This window comes from Nocardiopsis sp. CNZ308 (genome assembly GCF_004217075.1).
In genome coordinates this window covers 94807-108180 of record NZ_SHKJ01000001.1, presented here as the reverse complement: position 1 = coordinate 108180, position 13374 = coordinate 94807, and the positions used below count along the sequence as shown (strand labels likewise).

Annotated in this window: 10 protein-coding genes; 8 read left to right on the top strand and 2 right to left on the bottom strand. The window is 74.1% G+C overall.

Annotation, left to right across the window (positions count from 1 at the left end):
- Positions 1 to 14: 14 nt before the first annotated feature.
- A complete protein-coding gene (locus EV372_RS00470; RefSeq protein WP_013153881.1) occupies positions 15 to 266 on the bottom strand; it encodes a hypothetical protein in 252 nt (83 codons plus the stop codon).
- Positions 267 to 614: 348 nt separating this feature from the next.
- Here EV372_RS00470 and EV372_RS00465 point away from each other — a divergent pair, with 348 nt between their 5' ends.
- The 4 genes from EV372_RS00465 (at position 615) to EV372_RS00450 (ending at position 7289) form a co-directional block, all read left to right on the top strand.
- Complete coding sequence (locus EV372_RS00465) at positions 615 to 2624, top strand: hypothetical protein (protein ID WP_130394240.1); 2010 nt, start codon at positions 615 to 617, stop codon at positions 2622 to 2624.
- The gene (locus EV372_RS00460) at positions 2614 to 3975 is read left to right on the top strand and encodes a hypothetical protein (protein ID WP_130394238.1); all 1362 of its coding nucleotides are present in this window, start codon (positions 2614 to 2616) and stop codon (positions 3973 to 3975) included. The genes EV372_RS00465 and EV372_RS00460 overlap by 11 nt, the downstream gene beginning before the upstream one ends.
- 204 nt (positions 3976 to 4179) lie before the next feature.
- Complete coding sequence (locus EV372_RS00455) at positions 4180 to 6519, top strand: serine/threonine protein kinase (RefSeq protein WP_130394236.1); 2340 nt, start codon at positions 4180 to 4182, stop codon at positions 6517 to 6519.
- A 77-nt stretch (positions 6520 to 6596) separates the two neighbouring features.
- Positions 6597 to 7289 (top strand): potassium channel family protein, encoded by a 693-nt coding sequence (locus tag EV372_RS00450; RefSeq protein ID WP_486484078.1) that lies wholly within the window; start codon positions 6597 to 6599, stop codon positions 7287 to 7289.
- 95 nt (positions 7290 to 7384) lie between these two features.
- Here the strand turns inward: EV372_RS00450 and EV372_RS00445 are convergent, their stop codons facing one another.
- Positions 7385 to 7993 carry an AAA family ATPase gene (locus tag EV372_RS00445; RefSeq protein ID WP_130394234.1) on the bottom strand — a complete coding sequence of 203 codons (609 nt, stop codon included), beginning with the start codon at positions 7991 to 7993 and terminating at the stop codon, positions 7385 to 7387.
- Positions 7994 to 8103: 110 nt separating this feature from the next.
- On the opposite strand from EV372_RS00445, the gene EV372_RS00440 reads away from it, so the two are divergent.
- From EV372_RS00440 to EV372_RS00425, 4 genes are all read left to right on the top strand, one after another.
- A complete protein-coding gene (locus tag EV372_RS00440; RefSeq protein WP_130394232.1) occupies positions 8104 to 9276 on the top strand; it encodes an ROK family transcriptional regulator in 1173 nt (390 codons plus the stop codon).
- A 413-nt stretch (positions 9277 to 9689) separates the two neighbouring features.
- Entirely contained in the window at positions 9690 to 10832 is a 1143-nt protein-coding gene (locus EV372_RS00435; protein WP_130394230.1) for an ABC transporter substrate-binding protein, read from the top strand.
- An 88-nt stretch (positions 10833 to 10920) separates the two neighbouring features.
- Positions 10921 to 11718, top strand: coding sequence for an ATP-binding cassette domain-containing protein (locus tag EV372_RS00430; RefSeq protein ID WP_130394228.1), 798 nt, complete (start codon positions 10921 to 10923; stop codon positions 11716 to 11718).
- Positions 11718 to 12998 carry a sugar ABC transporter permease gene (locus tag EV372_RS00425; protein ID WP_130394226.1) on the top strand — a complete coding sequence of 427 codons (1281 nt, stop codon included), beginning with the start codon at positions 11718 to 11720 and terminating at the stop codon, positions 12996 to 12998. The genes EV372_RS00430 and EV372_RS00425 overlap by 1 nt, the downstream gene beginning before the upstream one ends.
- Positions 12999 to 13374: the final 376 nt, after the last annotated feature.

The window sequence follows — 13374 nt, the reverse complement described above, 5'->3', positions numbered from 1 at the left end:
GTGGGCCTGCGACCCTAGCCGGCGCCGCTCTCCGTGCTGGAGGAGTAGGCACCGCCCTTGCCGGCGACGTTGAAGGACTCCTCGAACCAGGACTTGCCGTCACCGGCGAAGGCCTCAAGCTCGTAGTTGTACGCCCCGTGGGAGTTGGCTCCGCTGGACTCCACCTCGTAGTACGCGTCCGCCGAGGCCAGGGCCGGCGCTCCGAACGCCAGGGCGGGTGCGGCGACGGCCGTGATCGCGATGCGGCGCAGGGTCTTCTTCTGCATGACAGTGGGTTTCCCTTCGTGGCTTGGTGCGGGGAACTCCGACGCCGTGCGGGCGGTCGCGGGTCGGCGCTGTCCGCGAGGTGCGAAAGCGCGTGGAACCACCGGGCGTTTTCCCCGCTTCCCAGCCTGCGGCCGGACGGACCAAGGGGGAACACCAGAAAGCTGACTAAACTCCAAAATCGGGACATTCAGCAAAAAAGCGTGTGCGGAGCGTGCCGAAGCCGCCGGACGCGGCGTCCGGATCCCCTGCGGGGAGGGGCCTCCCGGCCTCCCCGGCCCGTCCGCGTCCGCCGCCGGGGGCCGGTCCCACCCCGGCTGATGTCCGTAAACCTCCGCTATGCTCACCGCATGCCCGGCCCCACCAGCCCCCTCCTCCGGCTCACGCCGGCCGTCGTCCTCCCGGCGCTGCTGATCCTCCTCCCGGTCCTCGGAGCCGCCCCCGCCTCGGCGCAGCCCGAGCCCGGAACCGGGACCCGCGAGGAGCGCGTGACCCCCGCGGAGCACTACGCCGCCCTGCTGGCCGAACAGCCCGAGGGCGCGGCCGTGGTCGTGGACGACGCCTTGGCCGGCCGCTACGACCTGGAGGAGCTGGAGGCCGACCTCCACGACTCCTTCGGCGCCCTGGACGTGCCCTACCACGTCGTCGCCAGCCCCTTCCCCGGCACCGAGCCGCGGTGGGGAGGGGACATGCTCCCCGCCCTGACCGACCGGGTCGGCGCGGACGGCCTCTACGTCCTGCTCCAGCCCGACAGCGTTCCCCTGGCCCGGGCCGCGGGCGCGGACCTGCCGGTGGACGCCGCCTCCGACGCGGTGCGCTACTCCCCCGAGCTGGACTACTACGGCGCCCCGCTCGACGAGGTCGCCGACGCCTTCACGGCGGCCCTGGCCGACCCGGACGCGCAGGCCACGGCCGACCGCCTCCGGCAGGAGTACTCCGCGGAGCAGGACGCCTACCGGAGCCCCACGGCCTGGGAGGAGTTCCTGGAGGACCTGGACCCGACCACGTCGGTCGGGCCCAGCAACCTGGGCTTCCTGGTCAGCACCGCGACCGGCGCGCTGCTCACCCTGTCCCTCCTCCACGTGTGGTGGACGCGCCGCAGGGGCGGCAGCACGGTCGCCGCGGTCGCCGTCGCCTCGGTGTTCGGTCTGGCACTGCCCGCCGCCGGTGTGGCCGGAGCCCTGTACTACCTGGACAGCGTGCCCCTGGGCGCGAACGAACGCCCCGACCCCCTGGAGCGGGTCCGGTCCCAGCCGCCCTACGTGCCCTCCACCGTGCGCGTGGAACGGGTGGTGGACGGGCTCGGCGACGGTTCCCTCTACGCGGACCCCCTGAGCCCGCTGTCCCGCGAAGGGCTCGCGGACGTCGCCGAGCGCGCGGAGCGCTCCTCCGTCCCGGTGTACGCGGTCCTCCTGCCGATGGCCGACACCGACGAGAGCGAGGGCGACCCGGGCCGGTTCGCGCACGCGATGCACCACGTCCTGGGCGAGGACGGCGTCTACGCGGTCATCACCCAGGAGTCCTACGAGGAGACGCCCGAGACGACCGTGCTCGCCTTCGGCACCGACCTGGACACCTACTACCTGGGCCGGGCCGTGGACGAGGGGACGGCCACGACCCCGGCGCGGGCGCTCGACCTGCTGCTGCGGGCGGTCGAGGAGGTTCCGCGCGACCCGGAGGCGGCGGACCCGCTGCCCCCCGACACCTCGACGGAGCCGCTCGAACCGCGGGAGGCGCGCTTCTGGGAGGACTTCTGGGCCGGGGCGCTGGTCCTGGGCCCGATCGTCGGCGCGCTCCTGCTGGGCACGGTGCTGGGAACGGTGGCCCTGGTACGGGCTTCGCGCGCGTGGCGCCGAGTCCAGCCCTCCCCGCGCGCCCTGCGCCGCACGGCCGAGCGCGAGCGGGCGCGGCTGGCCGCCCTGGTCTCCTCCGAGCGGGCCGGGCGCCTCCCCGTCTCGATGATGCCCCCTGTCGAGGCGGCGCTGATGGTCATGGACGCCGACCCCGACGACCTCGACCTGGTCGGCGTGGCGGTCGTCTCCCGCAGGGCGCACGCCGCCTTGGCGGACCCCGGCTCCGCCGAGACCTCCCCGTGCATGGTCAACCCCCTGCACGGCCCCGCCGAGGCGTTCAAGCGCGCCGGTCCACGGGACCGGAGGGGCCTGTTCCCCGTGTGCCGGGCGTGCGCCGACCTGACCGACCAGCAGCGTACGGCCGCCCTGCTGCGGCTGCGCGACGGCGCGGGGAGTCGGCGGGACCACCTGTCGATGAACGAGCGTGCGTGGGTCCAGTACCGCTTCGGGGCCAAGAACCCCGCGCGCATGGCCGAGAGGCTCCTGGAGGAGATCGATGCCCGCTGATTCCCCGCTGGCCCGGTACGCGGCGCGGGCGCTGGCCGCGACCTGCGCCGTGCTGCTCCTGTGCCCCGCGACCGGTGCCCTGGCCCAGGACCTGGACGCGCGGGACCCCGGCGCCCAGGGCCTACAGGACCGCACCCAGGCCATCGCCGACGCGCTGGAGGAGTCGCCGGTCTACGTCGACCCCGCCTACGAGTCCGCCTTCCCGGCCGAGGACCAGGAGCGCGTCGCCGGGGTCATCGAGTCCTCCGACCTGGACCTGTACGTGATCGCGGTGCCCCTGACGGCCGGCGACGCCTGGAACGGGGACGCGGCCACGCTCGTGTCGGTCGTGCACGACCGCAGGGGCGGCGGCGAGGCGCACTACCTGGCCTACGACGAGGCGTCGGGGTACCACGGGGAGGACTACGGTCCCGGTGTCCAGGAGGCGGCCCCCGCGCACTACGGGGCCCTGACCGCCTCCTACGGGACGGACTTCGACGGCTCCATGCTCCAGCAGGCCGACGCGGCCGTGGAGGCCGCGCTGTCCGACGACCCGCGCGCGGCCTACGAGGCGGCCCTCCAGGCCTACGAGGAGGCCAATCCCCACATCACCGGCACGGGCGGGGGCATCGGACAGGGGAGCGGCACGGGATCCGGCCCGCTGTTCGCGGTCGGGGCCGTCATCGCGGTCCTGCTCGCGATCATGTTGGCGCTGTTCGTGCGCGGCCGCCTCACCGCGCGCGTGGGCAGGCGCAGGGCGGCCTCCATCACCCAGCACGCGGCCTTCGACAACGCCGACCGCGCCCAGCTGGCCTCCCTGGTCGAACAGGGCGAGCGCGACCTCATCGAGATGGGCGAGCGCCTGAGCCGCATGGACGCGGACCCGGGGACCGACACCAGGTCGGGCCAGAGCCTCCAGCACGCCCTGGACGCCCGCTCCGCCGCCGCGGCGGTCCACGACCGGATGGCCGCGGAGGGGGCCGCCCTGCCCGACGCCGTGGGCGTGCTCGTGCTGCTCGACATCGCCGAGGACGCGCTGGAGAGTGCGGCCGGGGGCTCGCGCTCCGCCGTCCGGCGCCGCCACTGCTACGCCAACCCGCTGCACGGCACGAACACCAAAATGACGCCCTGGCGGGAGTTCGGCGGCACGCGCACCATCCGCGTCCCGCTGTGCGCCGACTGCGCCAAGGCCGTCCGCAACCGGGCGCGTCCCGTGGTCCTGCCCGCCGAGCACGAGGGCGCGCAGGTGCCCTACTACGAGGTGCCCGCGGAGGAGAGCGTGTGGGCCGCCACCGGCTACGGCACGCTCACCGACGACCTCGTCCAGCGCGTCCAGCGCGGCGACCACCGGCCCCGGGGGCGGGCCCGCTGACGGTCCGGCCGTGCCGCGGGAAGGTATTCGGACGGGCACGGAGAGAGAACGTTTCGCCTCCGCACGGCATCGGACCACACGGAACGGGACTTCGGTGCCCGCCCATGTCCCCGGGTCCGGGCCGACCGAAACGTGGCTATAGTTCCCACGGGCCCGTCACGGGTCCGCCGGGGGAAGCGATGACGACGGATACGGGGTGGCCTGGTGGAGGACCAGCACGTCCAGAAGGGTAGCGGCGGGGCGGGCCAGCCCTCCGGCCGCACGGCGGGGAAGTACCGGCTGGTGCGGTCGCTGGGGCGCGGCGGTTTCGGCGAGGTGTTCCTCGGAGAGGACTCCGACGGCGGTCGCGCCGCGGTCAAGATCCTGCACGCCAGCTGGGCGGGGGATCCGGAGATGCGCCGCCGCTTCAGCGCCGAGGTCGAGCAGGCCCGGCGGGTGAGCGGGTTCTGCATCGCCGCGATCCTGGACGCCGACCCCGGGGCCGCCGAGCCGTGGATCGCCACCGAGTTCATCGACGGTCCCACGCTCCAGCGCGCCGTGGCCACCGCGGGCCCGCGCGGCGGTGTCGAACTGCACCGCCTGGCCGTCTCCACGGCCACCGCGCTGGCCGCGATCCACGCGGCCGGGGTCGTGCACCGCGACCTCAAACCCGACAACATCATGCTGGCCGCGGACGGGCCGCGCGTGATCGACTTCGGCATCGCCCGCGCGGTCGAGACCACCTCGGTCACCGCCAGCGGTGTGGTGGGCACGATCGGGTACATGGCGCCCGAGCAGCTGGAGGGCATGCGGCTGACCTCGGCGGTGGACATCTTCTCCTGGGGGTCGGTGATGGTCTACGCCGCCACCGGACACGAGGCCTTCCCCGGACCGACCCAGGCCTCCCGCATCGCCCGCATCCTGGGCGGCGAGCCCGACCTCGGCCCCCTCACCGAGCCGCTGGCCGGGATCGTCCGCTCCTGCCTGGACAAGGACCCCGACCGCCGCCCCGACGCCACCACCCTGCTCAACCTGCTGATCTCCGCGCCCGCCGAGGGCACGGCCGCGCGCCCGGCGACGGGCGGCGGCACCCGGGTCCTGCCCCCGGCCCACGCGCGCGCCGGGTGGGAGAGCGACCCCACCCGCGTGGCCCCCAGTGAGCACCCGCGGGCCCATGCGACCCGCGTGGCCCCTCCGGTCCCGGTGGACCCGACCCGGGTCGCCCCCGCGGACGCCCCGAGGACGGACGCGACCCGCGCCTACACGCAGATGGCCCCGGGCGCCGCCGCGGCCGGTCTGGCACCGCCGTCCGCGCCGCCGTACTCCACCACCCCGCCGCCCCACACCCCGGCGTCCGGGGCGGGTGCGGTGAGCGGTCTCCACACCCCGCCGCCCTACTCCCGGGCGTTCGAGACGGGCGCGGTGAGCGGCCCCCACACCCCGCCGTACCGCTCGGGCGTGCCCCCGTACCACTTCCACGGCATCCGCTTCACCGACCCGGGCGAGCTGGCCGAGGCCATGCAGCAGAACTGGAGCGCGGCCGTCCAGGTCTTCAGCGACCCGGCCGAACGGGCGGCCCTGGGCGCCTGGCTCGTCAACGACCTCGGCGACACCACGGTGGACCGTTCCCTGTTCCGGGGACACGTCCACAACGACGCCAACCTGGCGCTGGCCTCGTTCGTCTCGCAGCTGCGCCCCGACCTGCCGCCGATCTTCCGCGGCCGGGGCGCCACCGTGGCCGAGCTGGGCGAGATGTTCGACGACCCGCGCCCGCTGCTCACCGGCGCGCCCAAGGCCAACGAGATGGTCCTGATGGCCCGCCCGAGCGTGCTCAGGACCATGGGCGCCCACCACGGCGCCGACTCCGCCGACCTGATGCGGCTCGCCGATCAGCTCGACGAGGCCGAACGGGCCGCCAACGCCTTCCAGGAGCAGCTCACCGGAGAGCTGGAGGGCTGGCGCGCGGCGCGCGTCAACGTGAGCGCCGCCCTCATCCTGGCCTTCCTGCTGCGCCCCGAGCGCCTGGTGCCGCCCGGCGACGGCGGCGACACGGGCCTGGGGGAGTGGGTGTCGATCCTCTGGAACCGCGTCGAGAGCGCGCCGACGCCCGTCAGCGCCGGGTACGCGGCCGTGGTCTACGGCTCCCTGCCGACCATGCGGTCGCTGGCCGAGCAGCGGCGGAGTTGGGAGACCCGGCACACCAAGGTCAGCGCCGACCACGCCGACCTGCGGCGCGGGGTCAGGCTCCAGGAGCGCCTGCTCCTGGGGCTGCGGCTCTGCCGGTTCGCCGTCTTCGGCATCCCCGCCGGTCTGCTCGTCGGGATGGCGACGGGCGACGGCCTGGAGGGGCCCGCCGGTCTGCTCATGTCGGTGGGTCTGCTCGGCCTGGTCGGGGCGATCGCCCTGGAGATGACCGTGCGGGTCGTCTCCGGCGGCGTGGCCCGGCGCAACCAGCGCTCCCAGGAGCTCAACGGCGCGGCGGCGCAGCTGCCGCAGCTGACGTCGGGCGTCGCCCGCATCCAGGGCGACCTGCGCAGGGCCAGGGAGATCTGCGGGCGGAGCTGACCCGCGCCGCGCGGATCGGACCCGGGTCCGGCGCGGCCTCCGCCGCCCCGCGGAGCGGCCGTGCCAGAGTGGGCACCGTGCGCAGAGCAGGAGGCGGTCCGGGGCGTCCCGTGCGCCTGGGGGTGTTCCTGGGGTTCGTGGTCCTGCTCCAGTTCGGGTACCCGGTCACCCTCCACGGACCCGTCTGGACGGGGCTCTACCTGGTCGCCTACGTGGGAGTGGTGCTCTCCGGCGTCGTGCTGGTGCGCGGGGCGCACGACCGGATCGCCCCCACCGCAGCCACGGGCGCGGCCCTGCTCTGCTGCGCGGCCTGGGTCGGCGCGACCGGCGGCGGGGGCGCGTCGCTGGTGTCGATGTTCGCGGCGGGGGCGGCCTTCCAGCTCGCGCTCATGTACTCCCTGCTGCGGTTCGTCTACCGCCGGAGCCGGACCCACGAGCTGGAGATCGTCCTGGCGGCGGTGTGCGTCTACCTCCTGCTCGGCGGCCTGTTCACCACCGTGTTCGGCGCCCTGGAGAGCCTGCGGCCCGGGAGCTTCGCCGACTCCGCGCACCCGGAGGGCCGGGTCACCTGGCAGCAGTTCGTCTACTTCTCCTACGTCACGCTGGCCACCACGGGCTACGGCGACGTCGTGCCGGTCTCGGCGTGGGCGCGCTCGCTGTCCGCGGCCGAGGGCGTGGTGGGCACGCTGTTCCTGACCACGGTCGTGGCCCGCCTCGTCGGCGCCTTCACCGGCCTGCGCCGGGAGGAGGGCGGCGCGGTCACCGGTTGACCGGTCCGGCGCCGGGGCGCGCCCTCCGCCGCGCACGCCCTGCGCGAGGGGGAGGCGCCGGGAGCGGTCGGGGCCCGACCGCACCCGGCGGCCGGTCACCGGGCGGGGTTGGCGACCACCGCGTCGGCGTGCTCCCGGGGGCGGTCGCGCCGGTGGAACGCCTCCTCCTGCTCCGCCCACGTCCGCCGGTGCGGCGCGTAGACGGACGCGTCCCACCGGCCGTCCAGCCGCCGCGCGCGCTCGTCGTCGGACGCCTCCACCCACACCAGCAGGTCCAGCAGGCCGCGCACGGCGGCGGCACCGGAACCGCCGCCCTCCACCACCAGGACCCCGCCCGCCGCCACGTCGCCGGGCAGCGCCGTCCACTCCCGCGCGAACGCCCCCCGCTCCCAGTCGTAGCGCCGCCAGGCCGCCCGCGCCCCGCGCGCGAGCGGGGCCAGGACCCACTCGCGCAGCAGCTCCGAGCCCTCCTCCAGGCCCCGCCATCCCGGGTAGAGGTCCTCCATGGTCAGCAGGGCGGCGGCCTCGCCCCGCCGGACCAGCGCCGCGCGCAGCGCGTCGGCCACCGTGCTCTTGCCCGCGCCCGAGCGGCCCTCGACCGCCACGGCGCGCGTTCGGCCCGGGGTCGGGGCGGGCGGCGGCACCGCCTCGGCCAGGAGGTCGGCCCACCCCGGCTCGGCGGTGCTGATGCGTACTCTGCTCACCTTCGGACCCTAACGCGGCGGATGCGAAGTTCCAGCTTGCGTTCATTGCTTGTAGCATTCCTCGCAACAGCGCCGAAACGCGGCCGCGAAAGCAGGGGGAGGGGCACCTGGTGACCAAGGCCGCCGCGACACCGGGATCACAGTCAGCCCTGCGCCGGGCCAACGAGCGGCGGGTCGTGGACGTGCTGCGCAGTGAGGGCACCCGCACCCAGGCCGAGCTGGCCCGGGCCACCGGCCTGTCCGCGGCCAGCGTCTCCAACATCGTCCGCGGCCTGCGCGCCGCCGGGACGGTCCTGGTGCGCGACACCTCCTCCAACGGCCGCCGGGCCAAGGCGATCACCCTCGTGCGCCAGCCCGGCGCGGTCGTGGCCGTGGACTTCACCGCCGACAGCGTCCGCGTCGCGGTGGGCGACAGCGACGGCAACATGCTGGCCCGCGAGGAGATCGGCTACGACGTGGCCTCCGACCCCGAGCGCGGGGTGCGCCGCGCCGCCTGGCTGGCCGAGACCATCCTGCTGCGCAGCCGGGTCGACCGGGGCACCGTGTCCTCGGTGGTGGCCTCCATCCCGGGGCCGATCGACCCCGGCACCGGCGAGGTCGGCGGTATCTCCTGCCTGCCCCGCTGGGCGGGCTTTCGCCCCGCCAGGGCGCTGACCGAGCGGCTGGGCCTGGAGGTGCTGGCCGAGAACGACGCCAACCTCGCGGTCCTGGCCGAACAGCACCGGGGCGCGGGCGTGGGCGCCGAGCACGTGGTCCACCTGGTCCTCAACGACGGCGTGGGCGCGGGCATCATGATGTCGGGCCAGCTCTTCCGCGGAGCGGGCGGCACGGCCGGGGAGATCGGGCACATCGCGCTGGACCCGCGCGGGCACGTGTGCCGCTGCGGCAACCGGGGCTGCCTGGAGACCTTCGTCGGTGCGAGCTACCTGCTGGACATGCTGCCGCAGAACACCGACGTGGCCCGCGGCCCCGACCCCGTCCGGATCCCGGACATGGTGGCCGCGGCGCTGGAGGGCGACCCCGGCAGCCGCCGCATCATCGCCGAGGCGGGCACCGCGCTGGGCCAGGGCACCGCGATCGTGGCCAACCTGTTCAACCCGGACCGGGTCGTCGTGGGAGGGGAACTGGCCCAGGCCGGTGACCTGCTGCTGGATCCGATGCGCCGGTCGATGGAGCTGGGCTCGCTGAGCAGCGCCCTGGACCGGCTCGAACTGGTGCCGAGCGCACTGGGCAGGGACGCCTCGCTGTACGGGGCGCTGCGCATGGCCGCCCAGGCGAACTGAACAGTCCGAAACCTGATTTCCTGTACCACCGGTGGCGTTGAGGAGTCGTTCCGCGACTCCGCGTTCCCGTGGCGGGGGGAGTGCGGGACCTCGGCGGGACCCGAAGCAGGTCGGACGGCGGGCGGCCCCCGGGTCCGACGGGGTGCGCACGTAGGCTGACGAGGTGGTGAACACCGAGGTCAGTGCCGGAACGGGCCGTCTCTCGGTAAAAACCGAAACTCCTTCACGTGAGCTCACACGACCAGAACCCCGCTCTGGCCTGGGTTTTCCATGATTTCACACTCTGAACGCAAGGTCCGTGATGTTTCGGTTATGTGTTCAGGAGTTGACGGCAAGGTAGCGGCGGGGTTTGACTTCACTCCACCACTCGCGAGTTCCACCGCCCCATCCCCCGTCATGAGAGGTACCTAGCGTTGAACGCACGACGCTTCACACCGCGGCACACGGCTGCCGGCTTCGCCGCCGCAGGAGCCGCTCTCGCCCTCCTCGTCTCCGGTTGTGGCTCGCTCACGACCACCGGCGGCGAGGCCGAGCAGGAGACCCACACCGTGGAGGAGGGCTTCCACGTCGGACTGCTCCTGCCCGACCTGCACACGGCCCGCTACGAGGCCTTCGACCGCCCCTTCTTCGAGGAGGCGATGGCCGAACTGTGCCCCAACTGCGAGATCTCCTACGCCAACGCGGACCAGTCCGTGAGCGAGCAGCAGACCCAGGCCCAGGCCATGCTGACCGACGGTGTGGACGTGCTCGTCCTGGACCCGGTGGACGCCGCGGCCGCGGCCGGGACGGTCAACGAGGCCAAGTCCCAGGGCGTGCCCGTGATCGCCTACGACCGCCTCGCCGAGGGCGGCGCGGACATGTACGTCTCCTTCGACAACAACCGCGTCGGCCAGGTCCAGGCCGAGTCGCTGCTGGAGGCCCTGGAGGAGGAGGGCACCACCGGTGACGGCTCGATCGTGGTCATGCACGGCTCGCCCACCGACCCCAACGCCGCCAGCTTCAAGGCCGGGGCCATGGGGGTCTTCGAGGACCAGATCGACGTCGGCCAGGAGTTCGACACCCCCGAGTGGTCGCCGGACGAGGCCAACGCCCAGATGGAGGGCGCCATCACCTCCCTGGGCCTGGACGAGATCACCGGCGTCTACGCCGCCAACGACGGCATCGCCTCCGGTGTCATCTCCGCCCTGCGCAGCGCGGGCGTGAGCGTGGAGGACCTGCCCCCGGTGACCGGACAGGACGCCGAGCTCGCGGGTATCCAGCGCATCATCGCCGGTGAGCAGTACATGACCGTCTACAAGGCGATCCAGCCCGAGGCCCAGGTCGCCGCCGCCATGGCCGTCGGCCTGGCCACCGGCGAGGACCCCGAGCTGGGCGAGCACACGCTCACCGAGGTCGAGGACGGAGGCGGCGAGACCGTCCCCGCCGTCCTGCTGGAGCCGATCGCGGTCACCGCGGAGAACGTCGGCGACACGGTCGTCTCGGACGGGATCTACAGCATCGAGGAGATCTGCACCGACGACTACGCCGACACGGACTTCTGCCAGGAAGCCCTGTAGAGCCGGTGCGGACGTTCCGGGCCCGGAACGGCGGGGCGCCCCGCCGCCCCGCCGTCCCCGGCCAGGGCGAGAGAAGAGAAGCGAACGCATGAGCACACCAGTCCTGGAACTGTCCGGGATCTCCAAGACCTTCGGCGCCGTCCGCGCCCTGAGCGACGTCGACTTCCACGTCGGCGAGGGCGAGGTCGTCGCCCTGCTCGGCGACAACGGCGCCGGCAAGTCCACGCTGGTCAAGGTCATCTCCGGAGCGCACCCCGCCGACAGCGGCGGTGTCATCGCCTGGGACGGCAAGCCGGTCAGCATCAACGCCCCCTCCGACGCCCAGCGCCTGGGGATCGCCACCATCTACCAGGACCTCGCCCTGTGCGACAACCTGGACATCGTCGGCAACCTCTTCCTGGGCAACGAGAAACTGCACTTCCCCGGCACCCTCGACGAGGTCGAGATGGAGAGCCGGGCCATGGAGCTGCTGGACTCGCTGTCCGTGCGCATCCCCAGCCTGCGCGTCCCGGTGGCCTCCCTCTCCGGCGGCCAGCGCCAGATCATCGCCATCGCCCGCTCCCTGCTGGGCAAGCCGCGCGTGGTGATGCTCGACGAGCCCACCGCCGCCCTGGGCGTCGCCCAGACCGCCCAGGTCCTCGACCTCATCGAGCGCCTGCGGGACCAGGGCCTGGGCGTACTGCTGATCAGCCACAACATGGCCGACGTGCGCGCGGTGGCCGACCGCGCCGTGGTCCTGCGCCTGGGCCGCAACGCCGGGAACTTCCCCGTCGCGGAGACCAGCTACGAGGAGATCGTGGCCGCCATCACCGGTGCCGCCGACAACCCGGTCAGCCGCCGCTCCGAGCGCACCGGCGCCTCGGCCCTGGCCACGGAGGACAAGTGATGACCCAGCAGACCCCCGTCTCCAAGGCGCCCGCCACGGGTGCGGACGGTTCCGCCGAGTCCAAGCGCGACCCGCGCCTGCTGACCACGGCGGCCTCGCCCAAGGGCTGGCTCGACGCCCTGCGCCGCAACCTGCGCAGCGGTGAACTGGGCCCGATCCCCGTGGTCGTCGGCCTGATCCTCATCGCCGTCGTCTTCCAGTCGGCCAACGACCGGTTCCTGTCGCCGCAGAACCTGTCCAACCTGACCGTGCAGATCGCCGCCATCGGCCTGATGACCACCGGCGTGATCATGGTCCTGCTGCTCGGCGAGATCGACCTGTCCATCGGCTCGGTCGCCGGACTGGCCGCCGCGGTCCTGGGCGTGCTGGCCGTCAAACAGGGCGTCTCGGAATGGCTCGCGATCGGCGCGGCCCTGGCCGTCGGCCTCGTGGTGGGCCTGCTCCACGGCGTCGTCTTCGCCAAACTCGGGGTACCGGCCTTCGTGGTCACCCTCGCCGGACTGCTGGGCTGGCAGGGCCTGCACCTGTACCTGATGGGCGCCGACGGCACCATCAACACCAGCCCGAACGGGCCGATCTCGCTGCTGACGCAGACCTTCTTCGTCCCGGTGGTGGGCTGGGCGCTCGCCGTCCTGGCCGTCGTCCTGTACGTGGTCTCCGTGGCGGCGGTGGAGCGGCGCAGGCGCCAGGCCAACCTGCCCTACAAGCCCTGGACCGAGATCCTCTTCCGGGCGGCCCTGCTGTTCGTGCCGATCCTGGTCGCGGTGTGGGTGCTCAACCAGTACAAGGGCGTGCCGCTGGCCTTCCTGATCTTCGTGGGCTTCGTGGTCGTGCTCGACCTGGTCCTGCGCAAGACCCGCTACGGCCGCATGGTCTACGCCGTCGGCGGCAACGCCGAGGCGGCGCGCCGCGCCGGCATCAACGTGGACATGATCCGCATCTCGGTGTTCGGGATCGCCTCCGCCCTGGCCGCCCTGGGCGGGATCATGCTGACCTCGCGCAACTTCGCGGCGAGCGTGGCCACCGGTGGCGGCGAGGAGCTGATGATGGCCATCGCCGCCGCGGTCATCGGCGGCACCAGCCTCTTCGGCGGGCGCGGCAACGCCTACTCCGCCCTGCTGGGCGGCCTGGTCCTGGGCGCGATCACCTCCGGCCTGCTGCTGCTCCAGATGGACACCTCGGTCCGGTTCATGATCACCGCCGCCGTCCTGCTGATCGCGGTCATCCTGGACTCGGTCTCCCGCCGGGGACGCAAGACCCACGCCAGGGGAGGCGCCTGACCGGCGCGGCGACGCGAACCACCCCCGGGCGGCGGACGGCGCCCACTCCCCGCCGTCCCCGCCCCCTCCCGCCCGGTCCGGCGCCCCAGGCGCCGGGCCGGGCCCCGCGCCGTCCGCCGTGCCCGGTGCCGCCGCCCGCGACCGAGCGGGGCCGGGGGCGAGGGGCCCGGCACACGGGGCGAGCCGCCGCCGCGCAGGGCGCCGACCACTCTTCCAGGGCTCCCGCGCGCGGAGGGGAGGCCCCGAAACCGAGGGTGGTGAACGGCCTCCGGAAGGCGCTGCTAGCTTCGCGGGAGAGACCACCGGGCCGCGCCGCGGGGCGCGTCCGCCGCGCCGCGCGGCCGGTCCGCCACGCGCCCACGGCGCCGCGCCGCGG